We start from the raw sequence: 13904 nt of genomic DNA, 5'->3' as shown, positions 1-13904 counted from the left end.
GTCTCGTGTCCCGGACGCGCTGCAGCGCTCTTGCGCTGCCGCGCAGAGCCGGGACCCATGCCGCACGGACTGCTTGAGGAAAGATGGGCCCCGGCTCTGCAGCGCATCACTTCGTGCTGCGCAGCGTCCGGGGCACGAGAGCCAACAACTCCCACAGATTGCAACCGTCACAACGTTTGGCCATGATGCCTACTGGAATCGTTGGGGCGTGACATGACGACAGCAATGGGGGTCTCCGCGGCGGCGGAGAGATCGACGACGGCGCATGTGGTGTGGGCGAGTGCGCTCGGCACCGCGATCGAGTGGTACGATTTCCTGATCTACGGCACGGCGGCGGCGCTCGTCTTCAACAAGCTGTTCTTCCCGAGCTTCGATCCCTTCGTCGGCACGCTCGCGGCATTCTCGACCTATGCGGTCGGCTTCGTCGCGCGGCCGATCGGCGGCGCCATCATCGGGCATTACGGCGACCGGCTCGGCCGCAAGACCATGCTGGTTGCGACCATGATTGCGATGGGGCTCGGCACCTTCTTGATCGGGTGCCTGCCGACCTACGATCAGATCGGCGTCTGGGCGCCGATCCTGCTCGTGATCCTTCGTTTCGTTCAGGGCATCGGGCTCGGGGGCGAGTGGAGCGGCGCGGTCGTGATGGTGATCGAGCACGCCGGCAACCGCCGCGGCTTCTACGGCAGCCTGGTCCAGGTCGGCTTTCCCCTCGGCGTCGCCGCCTCCACCGGCATCTTCGGCCTGATGACGAAGCTGCCCGAGGCGGACTTCCTCAGCTGGGGCTGGCGCGTGCCGTTCCTGATCAGCATTCTGCTGGTCGGTGTCGGCTTCATCGTGCGGCTCAAGCTCGCGGAGACGCCTCACTTCAAGGAGATCGTCGAGCGCAAGGAGGTGCTGGCACAGCCGGCCCTCGAAGTGCTGCGCCGCGACTGGCGCAGCTTTCTGCTGGCGATCGGCATCACGGTGTCGGAGGTCGGGCTCGCTTATCTCCTTACCGTGTTCACGGTGGTCTACGCGACGACCAAGCTCGGCCTGCCGCGGCAGGTGATCCTGGATGCGGTGGTCTATGCCGCGATCGTCGAGTTCGCGACGCTGCCGCTGGCCGGCTGGCTGTCCGATATGTTCGGACGCAAGGCGCTGTATCTGGCCGGTGGCGTGTTCTCGGTGGCGCTGGCGTTTCCGCTGTTCTGGTTCCTCGACACCAGGGAGCCGGCGCTGATCACGCTCGCGCTCGTCGTCACGATGACGCTCACCCATGCGCTGCTGTTCGGGCCGAAGGCCGCGTTCATGCCGGAGCTGTTTCGCACCCAGGTGCGCTACAGCGGAGCTTCGCTCGGCGCCAACGTCGCGGCGGCGCTCAGCGGCGGCTTCTCGCCGCTGATTGCGGCCGCGCTGCTCGCCTGGGCCGGCTCCTATTGGGCGGTGTCGGTCTACATCGTCGCGCTGTCGATCGTCACGATCATCGCGACGCTTATGGCGCCGGAGACGGCGCGGGACTCGCTAAGATCCTGAGCGCCGGGACAGGCAAGCCGGATTTGCAGCGTTCGGAAGCACCAGGAAGTTGATCGTCGTCGGCGCGAGCCGAATCGCGCCCTGTGGTGCAGCGCGTGCCTGGAGCGGCGGCAGCCGGCCATCGTCGGTCAGCGCGAGCGTCTTGCCGTTCAACTGCACAATCGTGCCCTGCAGCCGCGCCGCGTGCAGTGTGTACCGCTCGGCGGAATCCGGCAGCGATAGCGTGCGCGACCTGCTGTATGACGTGTTGATCGCGAGCAGCGACACCGCGCCTGGTTTGGCCGGATGGCAATGCGCATAGAGATGGAGATCGCGCGGTGCAGCCTTGCCCATGTCGAGCACGATCGTTCCCATCAGCCGGCGCCAGAGCAGCGCGGCCCAATAGCTTGGCCGCGGCCTGAACGTGGTTTCCTCGAGCAGGCCGTAATCGCTGGCGGCCAGCGTGTTGTGCATTACCACCTGGACGCCGGCCTTCGCCAGGCGTCCGAGCTGGTCGAGATAGCGGAATGTGTCCAGCAAAGTCCGGTCCCATAAGCCGCCGCCGCAGGCCGCATCGGCCGTCTCGGTCAGCCAGATCGGCTTGCCCGGCTCGAATGCGTCGCGCAGCGCCCGGTAGGTCCCAAGTGTCGTATCGGTACGGCCGAGCCATTGCTCGGAAAGAGCCTGCGCCGGATCGTCGTGCCCGCCGCAGCGCGGCGAGATCGTGTTGTAATGGTGATAGGAGAACCGATCGACGCCAGGACCGGATGCGGCAAGCAGGTCCCGTGTGGTGAGCCCCGCGCCGGACGGCGATGGTGCATCGCCGGCCGAGCCCGGGCCGAGGATCAGCGTCTCCGGTGCGGCGCGCCGCATCCAATCGCGGAAGACCTTGAAGTCGCGGCCATAGGCGGCCGCGTCATAGCCCGCCGGTGCGCCGTTCGTCGCTGCGAGCGTCGGCTCGTTCATGAATTCGGCGGCGGCGAGACGGCCACCCAGTGCGCGCGTCGCCTCGACCAGCTGCTGCGCCTGATCCGGCTTCCAGATGCCGTGGGCATCGCGGTTGCCGGGACTGATCGCAAAGGAGGTGACGATCTCCGCATCGACCGCACGCGCGAACTCCACCACGCCGCGCCATTGCGCTCGGCTGAGCACCGAATTGAATCCCGGCGGCGGCTTTCCCGGCGCCTCGGAAAAGAACGTCGCATTGGCCCAGGTGCCGCTCACGCGCAGATAGGCCGGCGACAACGCCGCGGCGAGCCGGCGCAGTCGCGCATTGGCAAGATCGATCGGCGGTCGCGCGCTGTAACGATCCCGCTGGTCGAAGGCGCGTGTCGTTCGCGGATATGGCCTCCAGAACCGTCCGCCAGTCACCTCCACCATCTCGATGTTGTAGGACTGAAAGCGCGCGTCGATCGTTCCGATCGGCTTCAATCCGGCGGGCGAGATGGCGATGTCCTCGGCCTGCGCCGCAAAGGCCATTGCGGCGGCGAGCAGGGCAATCACGCCGGCCGCGCGACCAGCCTGCCGCGGTCGGGACCGTGGTCTGCGGTGTGCTGCCGCCTGGTTCGTCATGCGCGTTGCCCGGGGCCAGACGCGCCGACGCACTCTGGCCTTGTTTCGACCGCCGATTTTACCCTTATTTTACCTTGCCTTGCCGCCGAGAGCTTCCGGGCCCGGCGGACCATCGATGGGGCAAAAAAAATTTTCGTTGGCCCTCTTGAAACCGGTTTCCGGTCTTCTAAGTCGTTTTTCGCCGCGAGAGCGGTGTGCCGGATGCCAATCGGGTCCGGCACGGGCGCCGGGCAGGTCTTTTCGGACTCGTCTGAATCCCGCCTTGCGCTCCTTCGTATCCATCTTGCTCTTTGGAGGACTTGGTTATGAGGACCAGTTTTGACTTCGCGCCCCTGTGGCGATCCACCATCGGCTTCGACCATCTGGCCGACCTCGTCGACAGCACGCTGCGCCAGGCGACCGAGGACAATTATCCCCCCTATAACATCGAGCGCTCCGGCGAAGACCACTACCGGATCAGTCTTGCGGTGGCAGGCTTCGGTGTCAACGACATCACCGTGACGGCCGAGCAGAACGCGCTCACCATCGAGGGCAAGAAGCCCGAGACTGCCGCGCGCGAATATCTGTACCAGGGCATCGCCGCGCGTCCGTTCCGGCGCGTGTTCAACCTCGCCGACTATGTCCAGGTGAAGCAGGCCTCGTTCCAGGACGGGCTCCTGATCATCGACCTCGTCCGCGAGGTTCCGGAAGCCATGAAGCCGCGCCGCATTGCGATCACGGGCGGCGCTCCTGCGGCATCGCAGATCGAGCAGAAGAAGGCAGCCTGAGCGCTCGATCGAAAAGGTGGCGGAACGCGGCGCGCGGATGCGCGGGCCGCGCTCCCGATGCATGAAGGAGAGTCCCATGGCTTTTCGTGATCTCATTCCCTGGTCGAAAAACCAGGAGCTTGCGCCGGCGCGCGACAATTTCGATCCGTTCCTGACGCTTCACCGCGAGATGAACCGTCTGTTCGACGATGTCTTCCGCGGCTTCGGCGGGACCGGCCTGTCGCCGCTGATGGAGGGTCGTTTCGGCTGGCCGAAGGTCGAGCTCAGCGAGACCGACAAGACGCTGACCGTCTCGGCCGAACTTCCCGGCCTGACGGAGCAGGACGTCCAGGTCGAGATCGCCAATGGCGTCCTCACCGTCCGCGGCGAGAAGAAGGCAGAGCGCAGCGGCGAAGGCAGGTTCTTCACCGAGCGCTATTACGGAGCCTTCGAGCGGCAGATTCCGCTGGAGGGTGTCGAGGAGGACAAGGCCGAGGCGTCGTTCACGAACGGCGTCCTGACCGTGTCGCTGCCGAAATCGGAGAAGGCGCGCGAAGGCGTCAAGCGCATCGCGATCAATACGCATTAACGTCAAACGGGGCGGCGGCGATGTGGCGCCGCCGTCTCATCGTCAACGAGCCGTCCCCCTGGAAAGGAGCATGTGGGAGACCCACCGATGACCAACGTGAATACCAGTTCCGGCACGCTCAATCCGCTGTTTCATCCTGCCGCCCACTACGACTCGCCTGCCGACGTCCTGAATGCCGAGGAGCTCTCGTCGCCCGAGAAGCGCGTCATCCTGTCGTCCTGGGCATCGGACATGTACGCGGTCGAATCCTGTCCCGCCTTGCGCGAGATTCCCGGCATGAGCCACACCGTCCGGCTCGCCGACATTCTCGCCGCCTTGCGCAAGCTCGACGCCGACAACGACAATGACGACCCGCCGCGGGGCGGCGGCGTGCCGATGCGGTTGCGGCGGCCATGGGCCGCCGCAGAAGGGCAGGCGGCATGATGTTCACGCCCGCCGTACTCGCCCTCGTGCTGCTCGGCCAGGCCGCGGCAGCCTGGGCGGTCCCGTTTCTGGCCCTGCAGGGCATGATCGTCGCGTCAGGCGACGAAGGCTGAAGCCACGATTTCGACGATCCCCACAACACAACGCGGCAGGGTGACGATGATGAATGCTGTGCGTCTCTTGTTCCTGGCCTTGCTGATGATGACGCTCACGGCATCGCAGCCTGCCGCCGGCCAGATTCCGGATCTGAAGACCGGCGGCCCGGTGCCGACCCTGGCGCCGCTGGTGCGCCAGGTGACGCCGGCCGTGGTCAACATCTCCGTGCACGGCCGCGTGCGTGAGGACAACCCGCTCTATCGCGATCCGCTGTTTCGCGAATTCTTCGACGTTCCCCGGCAGATCGAGAAGGAGGTCAATGCGACCGGCTCCGGTGTCATCGTCGACGCCCAGCGCGGCTATGTGCTGACCAACAATCACGTGGTCGAGGGCACCTCCGCCGTTCAGATCACGACCAAGGACGGCCGGCAGTTTTCGGCCAAGGTCATCGGCCGCGATCCGCCAACGGACGTCGCGTTGCTCCAGGTCCAGAACCCGGTCGGGCTCAAGGCGCTTCCCTTCGGCGACAGCGACGGGCTCGATGTCGGCGACTTCGTGCTCGCGATCGGCAATCCCTTCGGCCTCGGCCAGACCGTGACCTCAGGGCTCGTCAGCGCGCTGGGTCGCACCGGCCTCGGCAAGCAGGGCTATGAGGATTTCATCCAGACCGACGCGGCGATCAATCCCGGCAATTCCGGCGGCGCGCTGGTCAGCCTGCGCGGCGAGCTCGTCGGCATCAACTCGGCGATCATCTCGCCGGCGGGGGGCAACGTCGGCATCGGCTTTGCCATTCCGGTCAACATGGCGCGCAAGGTGATGGAGCAGATCATCGTGAGCGGCCGCGTCGAGCGCGGCCGCATCGGCATTTCGCTGAAGGACCTGCATCCCACGGTCAACAAGGGATTGAATCAGGGCGCCGTCATCGCCGAGATCGCGGCGGATTCGCCCGCAGAGAGGGCGGGCCTGCGCAAGGGTGACATCGTCACCGGTGCCGATGACCGCCCGATCCGCACGGCCGCCCAGCTCCGCAACACGATCGGACTGGCGCGGATCGGCGAGGACGTGAAGCTCACGCTGCTGCGCAACGGTGCGCCGTTCACCGCCACGGTGAGAGTGGCGCCCGCAACCGAACCGAGCAGCGCGCTCGCAGGCCCCAATCGCCTCGTCCGCTGAAACGAATGCGGGACGAACCGCGGAAGCTGTCTCCACAGCGTCATGGCCGGGCTTGTCCCGGCCATCCACGCCTTTCCACGCAGCACAAAGAACGTGGATGCCCGGGACGAGCCCGGGCATGACGACCTCTGCAAAATTCAAATGCGATTGCCCTGAGGGCACGCGACGCGTGATCTCCCAGCTCAGGCCGCGCGGTGATCCCATCCGCCCTGCAGGTCCCGGATCAGCCGCCGCTCGCGTTCGATGCGCTGGCGATAGAGCTCGCGCTCATGCTCGCTCTTGGCGCTGGCAAGAAGCAGCTCGTAATGGCCGATGACCTTCTCGCTGCCGCGGATGAGCAGGTCGCGCTGGCTGTTCATTGCGCCATCCCCATTGCGCCAGCCGGCGTTTCGGCGGCGCGGAAGCCGACGGGAAAGGTCGTGGCGGCCAAGTCATCGAGCGCCGATCGCTCTTCCGCAAGTCGTCTCTCGATGAATTGGCGCTCCAGCTGCGATAACCTGGTCTTCAGCAGGCGCCGATAGCGGTGGATGTTGTTGCGGTGCGCACGGATGCGGGCCAGATTCTCATCGAGCATCGTCGTCTCTCCAGACGGTCGCGTTAGATCCTTTGGTTGTGCGAGGACGAGAAGGTCTCTTCTCGGCGAAAAAAAATAGGCAGAGGTTGAACGGTGTCAAGATGTCGGCGCGCCGGTCCTTTTTGCTGGCCCTGAAGATCGATGATCGGCCGATCGGACTGTCCGGATGGTCGGGTTCCGTCAGCGATTGCCTTCTGTTGGCCGGCAAGCGAACCTCGTGTGGCCATATTTGAGCAGGAGTGATCCTTCGCGAGGGAGGCGCTCCGATGACCAAGGCACTGATCACTGCTGTCGTAATGTTGGCCTGCGTACCCGCGAGCGCGCTCGCGCAAGAGCGCGCGGGCGATGCTGCGCTCGGCGCGGTCTCGGGTGCGGTGGTGCTGGGCCCGGTCGGCGCGGTCGCCGGAGCCTTGATCGGCTACACGGCCGGACCCTCGATCGCCCGTTCCTGGGGCCTGAGAGGCTCGCAGTCGGCAAGGCACCGGCAGCCGCCGCCGCGTCGCGCCGCCGCGACCGGCAGCCCGTCGCGCACGCGCGAGGCGATGGCTGCCAACGGCCAGATGAGAGCTGCCGGCAATCCGGCCCCGCCGATCCAGGCTCCGCCGGTTCAGGCCGCGCCTGCCGCGCCGGCGCAATCCCCGGCACCACCCGTTCAGGCATTCGACTGAAGCCGGCAGCTTCGGGCGGCAGCCGGCCCGAAGCGTCTTGCGTCCCGCCCTAGGTCTGGCCGAGAATCTTCTTCGCCGCGCGAAGGTGCGGCTTGTCGATCATCTGGCCGTCGAGCCGCAGTGTGCCGGAATTGGGATTGCTCGCGAACGCCGCGATCACCTTCTCCGCCCAGGCGCGCTCGGCCTCCGTCGGCGCGAAGGCCGCGTTGACGATGTCGACATGCTTTGGGTGGATCAGGGCCTTGGCCGAAAAGCCGTCGCGCCGCGCCGCGCGCGTCTCCTGCTCGAGGCCGGCGAGATTGTCGATGTCGGTGTAAACCGTATCGATCGGCGCGACCTCCGCCGCAGCCGCCGCCATCAGGCAGAGATCGCGCGCCAGCCGATAGGGGCTGTGGAATACGCCGCCGCTCGCCTTCTCGGTGGCGCCGAGCGAGGCGGAGAGATCCTCCGCGCCCCACATGAGCCCGGCGAGGCGAGGCGAGCAGCCCTTGTAGCTGCCGAGCCCGAAAATCGAGCCGGCGGTCTCCGTCGCGACGCAGACGATGCGGGTCGAACTGATCGCGATGCCGGCTGCGGCTTCCAAGGCCTCGAGCCAGGTCGCGACCTGCCGCACGTCGTCGCCGCCTTGCGATTTCGGCAGCACGATGCCGTCAGGCCTGCCCGGCATCACCGCGGCGAGATCGGCCAGCGTCAGGCCGGTGTCGAGCGCATTGACGCGGACATAGAGCTGATGCGGGCCGGGGCGGCTCTTCAGCATCGAGAGCGTGTGCCCGCGCGCCTCCGCCTTCTTCTCGGTGACGATGGAATCCTCGAGATCGATGATCAGCGCGTCGGCCCTGCCTTCGCTCGCCTTCTCGAATTTGCGCGGGGAATCGCCCGGCACGAACAACATCGAACGCATCAGACCGGCCTCTTGTGCATCATCGCCATGCGGCGGCATTTGCCGACGATCTCGTCGTTCTGGTTCAGGGCATGATGCTCGAACTCGACGATGCCAGCCCTGGGCCGCGATCTGGATTCCCGCACCGAGAGCACCTTCGTCGTGGCCCGCAACGTGTCGCCATGGAAGACCGGCCTTGGAAAGGTGACGTCGGTCATGCCGAGATTGGCGACGGTGGTGCCCAAGGTCGTATCATAGACCGTCATGCCGATCATGATGCCGAGGGTGTAAAGGCTGTTGAAAATGCGCTGGCCGAACTCGGTCTTCTCGGCGAAATGCGCGTCGATGTGCAGCGGCTGCGGATTGAGCGTCAGCAGGCTGAACATGGTGTTGTCCATCTCCGTGACTGTCCGGGTCAGCGGATGCCTGAACTCCTGGCCCACGGAAAAGTCCTCGAAATAAAGTCCGGCCATCGCGGTTTCCTCCCTGCGAAATAACGGCGCGCTTCGCACATCGCGCCGCATGACCCCATGCATGGTAGGCACACTTCGCGGGCAAATTCACGTATCTGCATGCAATTTTTCGAGCTAAAGAACGCTTGGCGAAGGGAGATCAAGACCATGGATTTCGCGCTCACCGATCAGCAGGAAGCCATTCGCGACGCCATCGCCAAGATCTGCGAAGGCTTTCCCGACGCCTATTGGCTGAAGAAGGACCACGACGGCGGCTTCCCGCACGACTTCCACAAGGCGCTGGCGGATGCCGGCTGGCTCGGCATCTGCGTGCCGGAAGAGTATGGCGGCTCTGGGCTCGGCATCACGGAAGCTGCGATCATGATGCGCACCATCGCCGAGTCGGGCGCCGGCATGTCCGGTGCCTCGGCGGTGCACATCAACGTGTTCGGGCTGAACCCCGTCGTCGTGTTCGGCACCGAGGAGCAGCGCAGGCGCATGCTGCCGCCGATGGTCGAGGGCCGCGAGAAGGCGTGCTTCGCCGTCACCGAGCCAAACACCGGCCTCAACACCACCCAGCTCAAGACCCGTGCGGTCGCCAAGAACGACCGCTACATCGTCAATGGCCAGAAGGTGTGGATCTCGACCGCGCAGGTCGCGCACAAGATTTTGCTGCTGGCGCGTACCACGCCGCTGGAAGAGGTGCGCTCGCCCACCCACGGTCTCAGCCTGTTCTACACCGATTTCGACCGCAACAGGATCAAGGTCCACGAGATCGAGAAGATGGGCCGCAAGATCGTCGATTCCAACGAGCTGTTCTTCGAGGACTTCGAGATCCCGATGGAGGATCGCATCGGCGAGGAAGGCAAAGGCTTCGAGTACATCCTCGAAGGCATGAATCCGGAGCGCATTCTGATCGCGGCCGAGGCGGTCGGCCTCGGCAAGCTCGCGCTGTCGCGCGCGACCGAATACGCCAAGACGCGCGTCGTGTTCAACCGCCCGATCGGCAAGAACCAGGGCATCCAGCATCCGCTCGCGGTGAACTGGGTCGAGCTCGAGGCGGCCTGGCTGATGGTGATGTCGGCGGCCTGGCAATACGACAAGGGCATGCCCTGCGGCGCGGCCGCCAATGCCGCAAAATATCTGGCGGGGGAAGCGGGCTTCTCGGCCTGCGAGCAGGCGGTGATGACCCATGGCGGCTTCGGCTACGCCAAGGAATTCCACGTCGAGCGCTATTTGCGCGAGGTGCTGATCCCGCGCATCGCGCCGGTCAGCCCGCAGCTTGCGCTCAGCTTCATCGCGGAAAAGGTGCTGGGGCTTGCGAAGTCGTACTGAACGGGTCTATTCGCCGGCGATCCGCTCCATCGCCATGACGCGAAGCCTGGCGCGCTGGATCTTCACGCCGTTGGCGCTGTCGGTGACGGGAAAGGCGTCCACGACATAGATCCGCGCCGGCACCTTGTAACCGGCAAGCCGCTCGCGCAGACGCGCGATCAGCGTCTCCTGTCGCGGTGGCTCGCCTGCCGGGATCACGAAGGCGACGCAGCGCGCCTGGCCCTTGAGATCGACTGCAACGACCTGGGCATCGGCGACGCCGGCGCAGGATTTGAGTTCGTCCTCGATCTCCCCGGGTGCGACCAGGAAGCCGCCGAGGCGCATCGCATCGCCGGCGCGGGTCTCGTAGACGAAGGAGCCGTCGCCGCGCAGCCGGCCGATGTCGCCGGTGCGGAAGAACCCGTCGGCGGTGATCGCCTCGCGCGTCGCCTCCGGGTTGTTGAAATAGCCGAGGAAGCGCGAGGGTGCGCTGATCTCGATCTCGCCGGAGACGAGGCTTCCGGCGAGCTCGCCCGTCTCGAGGTCGCGCACGCGGACTTTCGCCTCCGGCGACATCGGCCAGCCGCCGCCCTCGATCCGATCGGCGAAGGCATCGCTAGCGCGGCCGATCGAGAACAGCGCCTGCACCTCGCTCGAACCGTAGAGGCCATACAGCTTCATGCCGCGCGCTTCGGCCTCCGCCGCCAGCTCGCGCCAGCCGGGCTGGAACGCGGCGAAGCCGCAGAGTTCGAGATGCGGAAACGGCCGCGGCGCATCGGTGAGGCCGAGGATGCGCCGGAACATCTCGTCCGAACCGAAGCAATGCGTGATCCGTTGCGTGCTGAGGATCTGCAGCGCCGGCGCAGCCTCGAAGGCATCGAGCACATGAATGGTCGCACCGGCCGCGAGGAAGCCGAGCAGGCTCGTCATGCCGAACGTGCCGCAGAACGGCAGCATCGCCAGCAGGGAATGACGCCGGGGATCGAGTCGGAGCGCGTGGGCGACGGAGGCGGCGTGCGTCGCCCGCGTCGCTTGCGAATGCGCGACCAGCTTCGGCCCCTTGGTGGTGCCCGACGTGGTGTATAGCAGCACGGGCAGGTCGACGTCATCTGGAATCGGCGGAGCCAGGGGGTAGGGCGTCTCGAACGCATCGAACCGCACGCAGGGCCAACGCGCGGCGATCGCATCGGCGCCGACCACGGCAAGCCGTTGCAGCGCGGGCACCTCGGCCTCGGCGACATCGGCGAGGATGGCGGCAAAGTCGATCCCGCGGAATGCCGCCTCGACCACCATGAGCTTGGCGCCTGATAGTTTGAGCAGGTGCGCGACTTCCGCGCTGCGGTAGCGCGTATTGACGGCGGCGACGACCGTGCCGAGCCGTGCGGCGGCGAACAGCAGTGCGAGCCATTCGACCCGGTTGACCAGCCAGACCGCGACGACGTCGCCCTTGCCGATGCCTTGCGCCGCGAGCCAGGCGGCGGTCTGCTCGATCTTCGCCGAGAATTCCGCGCGAGAGACGGCCTTGCCGTCAAATACCAGGACAGGATCGGCGGCGTTCTTAATCCGGAGCAGCGATTGCAGCGAAACGTCGTTGGCGCTCATGGCTATCGGACTAACCCGGTCGCGCAAGCCTGTCTACTTGGTGCCGAACATCCGGTCGCCGGCGTCGCCCAGTCCAGGCACGATATAGCCGTGGTCGTTGAGCCGCTCGTCGATCGCGGCGGTCCAGATCGGCACGTCGGAATGCTCGCTCTGGAACTGGGCGATGCCTTCGGGCGCGGCCAGGAGGCAGACGAAGCGGATATCGCGGGCGCCGCGCGCCTTGAGCAGCGAGGCGCCGGCGCAGGCCGAGTTGCCGGTCGCCAGCATCGGATCCATCAGGATCACGGTGCGGTCGGACAGGTCTTGCGGCGCCTTGAAGTAATATTCCACGGCCTGCAGCGTCTCGGGGTCGCGGTAGAGCCCGATATGGGCGATGCGCGCGGAAGGCATCAAGGCGAGCATGCCGTCGAGGAAGCCGACGCCGGCGCGCAGGATCGGCGCCAGCGTGAGCTTCTTGCCGGCGATCTTGGGCGCCCGCATCGGCGCGATCGGCGTCTCGATCTCGACCAGCTCCAGCGGCAGATCGCGCGTCACCTCGTAGCAGAGCAGCATCCCGATCTCGTTCAGGATCTCGCGAAAGCTCTTGGTCGAGCGATCCTTCTCCCGCATCAGGGAGAGCTTGTGCTGGACCAGGGGGTGGGCGACGACGTTGACGTTGCTGGTGCTCATGAAACCGCTCTACACGGTTCCGTGAAACTGCGCCAGATGAGCCAGGCCTTTTCCGCGGGATAGCCGGCCTCAACCGGGCATCGCGACCGCGCTGCGCGTTCGGTTGCTTGCCTCGTAGGCAGCCATGGTCAGCTCGCGATCGATCGCTGCTCGCATGGCGTCCATGGCACCCTGGCGCAGGCGCCGCTTTGCAATGGCATGCGACGGCTTGTGGATGGCGCGCAGGCCGGTGATGATCGTCTCGATCGTGGTGTCGACCATCTCCGGCGCAACCACGTGGTCGAGAAAGCCGGCTGCCTGCGCCTCTTCGGGCTCGCACATCTCGCCCAGCGTGGCGGTCCGGCTGAGCCAGGCCGGATGCAGCCGGCTGCGCGCGAGCGGGCCGTGTCGGAGGCCGGCCGCAAGGCCTATGCGGCGCGGCTGTCGATCCTGCGTGACAAGCTGGTCGCCGACGGGTTTGCCAGGCCGCGGGCGGAGGGGCTGGCCGCAGCGGCCGCCCGATCGAGGTTACCGCATCGGAGCTGGCGCGACTGATCGAGGCGGAGGTGAGGAGCTGACTCTGAGCCTGTATCCGCGTCATTTCGAGCACAGAGACGAAGTCCAGAGTCCCTCTTCCGAAAGATTCTGGATTGCATCGCTTCGCTCGCAATGGAGGAGAAAACCTAACCTGCCTTCCTGTGCCGTGCCGTTGACCGATGTGTTTTCCTCGTCGCGCGGTGCCGCCCGGTCGCGCGTCGTGCGTGGGACTTCGCCGCCGTCTTCTTCCCGCCGCGTCCCTTCAGGCTCTGCTTCAGTGCGTCCATCAGGCTGATGACGTTGCTCGGTCGCTCCTCGGGCTCCGGCAGCTCGATCTTCTTGCCGCTCGCCTTGCGCTTCACCAGGGCCTTCAACGCGTCCTCGTATTCGTCCTTGAACTTGCTGGGGTCGAAATGCGCCGCCTTGGTTTGCAGGATGTGGCCGGCGAGCTCGACCATGTCCTTGGTAATCTTCGGGCTCTTGATGTCATCGAAGAACTGGTCCTCCTCGCGCAGCTCGTAAGGGAAGCGCAGCGTGGTGCCGAGCAGGCCCTTGCCGAGCGGCTCGATCGCCATGACGTGCTCGCGGTTGGTCAGTACGATCTTGGCAAGCGCGACGCGCTCCTCGTCCTTCATGGCGTCGCGGATCACCGCGAACGCATCGACCGCCGCCTTGCCGTCGGGGGCGATGTAATAGGGATGGTTGAGATAGCGCTGATCGATCTCATCGCGCGGCACGAAGCTCTCGATGTCGATGGTATGGTTGCTCTCGATCTGGACCGCCTCGAGCTCCTCCGGCTCGATCTCGACATACTTGCCCTTGCGCAGCTCGTAGCCGCGGCCCTTCTGGTCGCTCTCGACGACGTCACCGGTCTCCGAATCGATCATCTGCTGCTTGAGCCGGTTCCCGGTCTCGCGGTTGATCAGGTGAAACCGCGTCTTCTCGGCTGCGGTGGTCGCCGGATAAAGCACGACCGGGCAACTGACCAGCGACAGCTTCAACGTTCCCTTCCAATAGGCGCGCGGGGCCATTCCATTCTCCAGCGTTTTCAAGGCGTTTTGGAACCCCAACCGTCCCATGGGGTTTTGGTTCCGGGCGGGACTTTCGCCGTGATAGGCTTCAAGTGCCGAACGAGA

General features: G+C 65.9%; 17 protein-coding genes. 8 read left to right on the top strand and 9 right to left on the bottom strand.

Annotation, left to right across the window (positions count from 1 at the left end):
- Window positions 1-213: 213 nt before the first annotated feature.
- Window positions 214-1515 carry an MFS transporter gene (locus HZZ13_RS28470; RefSeq protein WP_197962835.1) on the top strand — a complete coding sequence of 434 codons (1302 nt, stop codon included), beginning with the start codon at window positions 214-216 and terminating at the stop codon, window positions 1513-1515.
- Here HZZ13_RS28470 and HZZ13_RS28465 read toward each other — a convergent pair.
- Window positions 1504-2997, bottom strand: a complete 1494-nt coding sequence (locus HZZ13_RS28465; protein WP_197962834.1) for a glycosyl hydrolase family 79 N-terminal domain-containing protein — start codon at window positions 2995-2997, stop codon at window positions 1504-1506. The genes HZZ13_RS28470 and HZZ13_RS28465 overlap by 12 nt on opposite strands.
- A gap of 374 nt (window positions 2998-3371) precedes the next feature.
- On the opposite strand from HZZ13_RS28465, the gene HZZ13_RS28460 reads away from it, so the two are divergent.
- From HZZ13_RS28460 to HZZ13_RS28445, 4 genes are all read left to right on the top strand, one after another.
- On the top strand, window positions 3372-3833 hold the full coding sequence (locus HZZ13_RS28460) for an Hsp20 family protein (protein ID WP_197948403.1): 462 nt from the start codon (window positions 3372-3374) through the stop codon (window positions 3831-3833).
- Window positions 3834-3909: 76 nt separating this feature from the next.
- Window positions 3910-4401: an Hsp20/alpha crystallin family protein gene (locus HZZ13_RS28455; RefSeq protein ID WP_197962833.1), complete on the top strand. Its 492-nt coding sequence runs from the start codon at window positions 3910-3912 to the stop codon at window positions 4399-4401.
- Between the two features lie 87 nt (window positions 4402-4488).
- Window positions 4489-4824: a hypothetical protein gene (locus tag HZZ13_RS28450; RefSeq protein ID WP_197948405.1), complete on the top strand. Its 336-nt coding sequence runs from the start codon at window positions 4489-4491 to the stop codon at window positions 4822-4824.
- A 159-nt stretch (window positions 4825-4983) separates the two neighbouring features.
- The gene (locus HZZ13_RS28445) at window positions 4984-6093 is read left to right on the top strand and encodes a trypsin-like peptidase domain-containing protein (RefSeq protein WP_376707084.1); all 1110 of its coding nucleotides are present in this window, start codon (window positions 4984-4986) and stop codon (window positions 6091-6093) included.
- 182 nt (window positions 6094-6275) lie between these two features.
- On the opposite strand, the gene HZZ13_RS28440 is transcribed toward HZZ13_RS28445, so the two are convergent.
- Both HZZ13_RS28440 and HZZ13_RS28435 read right to left on the bottom strand, forming a co-directional pair.
- Complete coding sequence (locus HZZ13_RS28440; RefSeq protein WP_197948407.1) at window positions 6276-6452, bottom strand: hypothetical protein; 177 nt, start codon at window positions 6450-6452, stop codon at window positions 6276-6278.
- Complete coding sequence (locus HZZ13_RS28435) at window positions 6449-6667, bottom strand: hypothetical protein (RefSeq protein ID WP_197948408.1); 219 nt, start codon at window positions 6665-6667, stop codon at window positions 6449-6451. The genes HZZ13_RS28440 and HZZ13_RS28435 overlap by 4 nt, the downstream gene beginning before the upstream one ends.
- 266 nt (window positions 6668-6933) lie before the next feature.
- Between HZZ13_RS28435 and HZZ13_RS28430 the strand changes: the two genes are divergently transcribed.
- Window positions 6934-7335 (top strand): hypothetical protein, encoded by a 402-nt coding sequence (locus HZZ13_RS28430; protein WP_197962832.1) that lies wholly within the window; start codon window positions 6934-6936, stop codon window positions 7333-7335.
- Between the two features lie 49 nt (window positions 7336-7384).
- Here the strand turns inward: HZZ13_RS28430 and HZZ13_RS28425 are convergent, their stop codons facing one another.
- Entirely contained in the window at window positions 7385-8236 is an 852-nt protein-coding gene (locus HZZ13_RS28425) for an HpcH/HpaI aldolase/citrate lyase family protein (RefSeq protein WP_197962831.1), read from the bottom strand.
- Window positions 8236-8739: a MaoC family dehydratase gene (locus HZZ13_RS28420; RefSeq protein WP_376707083.1), complete on the bottom strand. Its 504-nt coding sequence runs from the start codon at window positions 8737-8739 to the stop codon at window positions 8236-8238. The genes HZZ13_RS28425 and HZZ13_RS28420 overlap by 1 nt, the downstream gene beginning before the upstream one ends.
- A 96-nt stretch (window positions 8740-8835) precedes the next feature.
- On the opposite strand from HZZ13_RS28420, the gene HZZ13_RS28415 reads away from it, so the two are divergent.
- Window positions 8836-10002 carry an acyl-CoA dehydrogenase family protein gene (locus tag HZZ13_RS28415; RefSeq protein ID WP_060735112.1) on the top strand — a complete coding sequence of 389 codons (1167 nt, stop codon included), beginning with the start codon at window positions 8836-8838 and terminating at the stop codon, window positions 10000-10002.
- Between the two features lie 6 nt (window positions 10003-10008).
- Here HZZ13_RS28415 and HZZ13_RS28410 read toward each other — a convergent pair whose 3' ends face one another.
- From HZZ13_RS28410 to HZZ13_RS28400, 3 genes are all read right to left on the bottom strand, one after another.
- Window positions 10009-11583, bottom strand: a complete 1575-nt coding sequence (locus HZZ13_RS28410; RefSeq protein ID WP_197962829.1) for an AMP-binding protein — start codon at window positions 11581-11583, stop codon at window positions 10009-10011.
- A 33-nt stretch (window positions 11584-11616) separates the two neighbouring features.
- On the bottom strand, window positions 11617-12252 hold the full coding sequence (gene upp / locus HZZ13_RS28405) for a uracil phosphoribosyltransferase (RefSeq protein WP_197962828.1): 636 nt from the start codon (window positions 12250-12252) through the stop codon (window positions 11617-11619).
- A 69-nt stretch (window positions 12253-12321) separates the two neighbouring features.
- Complete coding sequence (locus HZZ13_RS28400) at window positions 12322-12573, bottom strand: Clp protease/crotonase-like domain-containing protein (protein WP_246504577.1); 252 nt, start codon at window positions 12571-12573, stop codon at window positions 12322-12324.
- Window positions 12574-12609: 36 nt separating this feature from the next.
- Between HZZ13_RS28400 and HZZ13_RS28395 the strand changes: the two genes are divergently transcribed.
- A complete protein-coding gene (locus HZZ13_RS28395) occupies window positions 12610-12786 on the top strand; it encodes a hypothetical protein (protein WP_246504576.1) in 177 nt (58 codons plus the stop codon).
- A 128-nt stretch (window positions 12787-12914) separates the two neighbouring features.
- Here HZZ13_RS28395 and ku read toward each other — a convergent pair whose 3' ends face one another.
- The gene (ku, locus tag HZZ13_RS28390; protein WP_197962827.1) at window positions 12915-13799 is read right to left on the bottom strand and encodes a non-homologous end joining protein Ku; all 885 of its coding nucleotides are present in this window, start codon (window positions 13797-13799) and stop codon (window positions 12915-12917) included.
- Window positions 13800-13904 lie beyond the last annotated feature (105 nt).

It is taken from the genome of Bradyrhizobium agreste, from assembly GCF_016031625.1.
Classification (GTDB): Bacteria; Pseudomonadota; Alphaproteobacteria; order Rhizobiales; family Xanthobacteraceae; genus Bradyrhizobium; species Bradyrhizobium agreste.
The sequence above is the reverse complement of the archived record's forward strand: the minus strand, read 5'-3'. Positions and strand labels throughout refer to the sequence as shown.

Bases quoted from the DNA above. Each gene is read 5' to 3' on its own strand.
- HZZ13_RS28470 (WP_197962835.1), top strand. From the start codon at position 214: ATGACGACAGCAATGGGGGTCTCCGCGGCGGCGGAGAGATCGACGACG.
- HZZ13_RS28430 (WP_197962832.1), top strand. From the start codon at position 6,934: ATGACCAAGGCACTGATCACTGCTGTCGTAATGTTGGCCTGCGTACCC.
- HZZ13_RS28395 (WP_246504576.1), top strand. From the start codon at position 12,610: ATGCAGCCGGCTGCGCGCGAGCGGGCCGTGTCGGAGGCCGGCCGCAAG.
- ku (WP_197962827.1), bottom strand. From the start codon at position 13,799: ATGGCCCCGCGCGCCTATTGGAAGGGAACGTTGAAGCTGTCGCTGGTC.
- HZZ13_RS28415 (WP_060735112.1), top strand. From the start codon at position 8,836: ATGGATTTCGCGCTCACCGATCAGCAGGAAGCCATTCGCGACGCCATC.
- HZZ13_RS28420 (WP_376707083.1), bottom strand. From the start codon at position 8,739: ATGCGGCGCGATGTGCGAAGCGCGCCGTTATTTCGCAGGGAGGAAACC.
- HZZ13_RS28425 (WP_197962831.1), bottom strand. From the start codon at position 8,236: ATGCGTTCGATGTTGTTCGTGCCGGGCGATTCCCCGCGCAAATTCGAG.
- upp (WP_197962828.1), bottom strand. From the start codon at position 12,252: ATGAGCACCAGCAACGTCAACGTCGTCGCCCACCCCCTGGTCCAGCAC.
- HZZ13_RS28455 (WP_197962833.1), top strand. From the start codon at position 3,910: ATGGCTTTTCGTGATCTCATTCCCTGGTCGAAAAACCAGGAGCTTGCG.
- HZZ13_RS28400 (WP_246504577.1), bottom strand. From the start codon at position 12,573: ATGTGCGAGCCCGAAGAGGCGCAGGCAGCCGGCTTTCTCGACCACGTG.
- HZZ13_RS28460 (WP_197948403.1), top strand. From the start codon at position 3,372: ATGAGGACCAGTTTTGACTTCGCGCCCCTGTGGCGATCCACCATCGGC.
- HZZ13_RS28445 (WP_376707084.1), top strand. From the start codon at position 4,984: ATGATGAATGCTGTGCGTCTCTTGTTCCTGGCCTTGCTGATGATGACG.
- HZZ13_RS28440 (WP_197948407.1), bottom strand. From the start codon at position 6,452: ATGAACAGCCAGCGCGACCTGCTCATCCGCGGCAGCGAGAAGGTCATC.
- HZZ13_RS28410 (WP_197962829.1), bottom strand. From the start codon at position 11,583: ATGAGCGCCAACGACGTTTCGCTGCAATCGCTGCTCCGGATTAAGAAC.
- HZZ13_RS28435 (WP_197948408.1), bottom strand. From the start codon at position 6,667: ATGCTCGATGAGAATCTGGCCCGCATCCGTGCGCACCGCAACAACATC.
- HZZ13_RS28450 (WP_197948405.1), top strand. From the start codon at position 4,489: ATGACCAACGTGAATACCAGTTCCGGCACGCTCAATCCGCTGTTTCAT.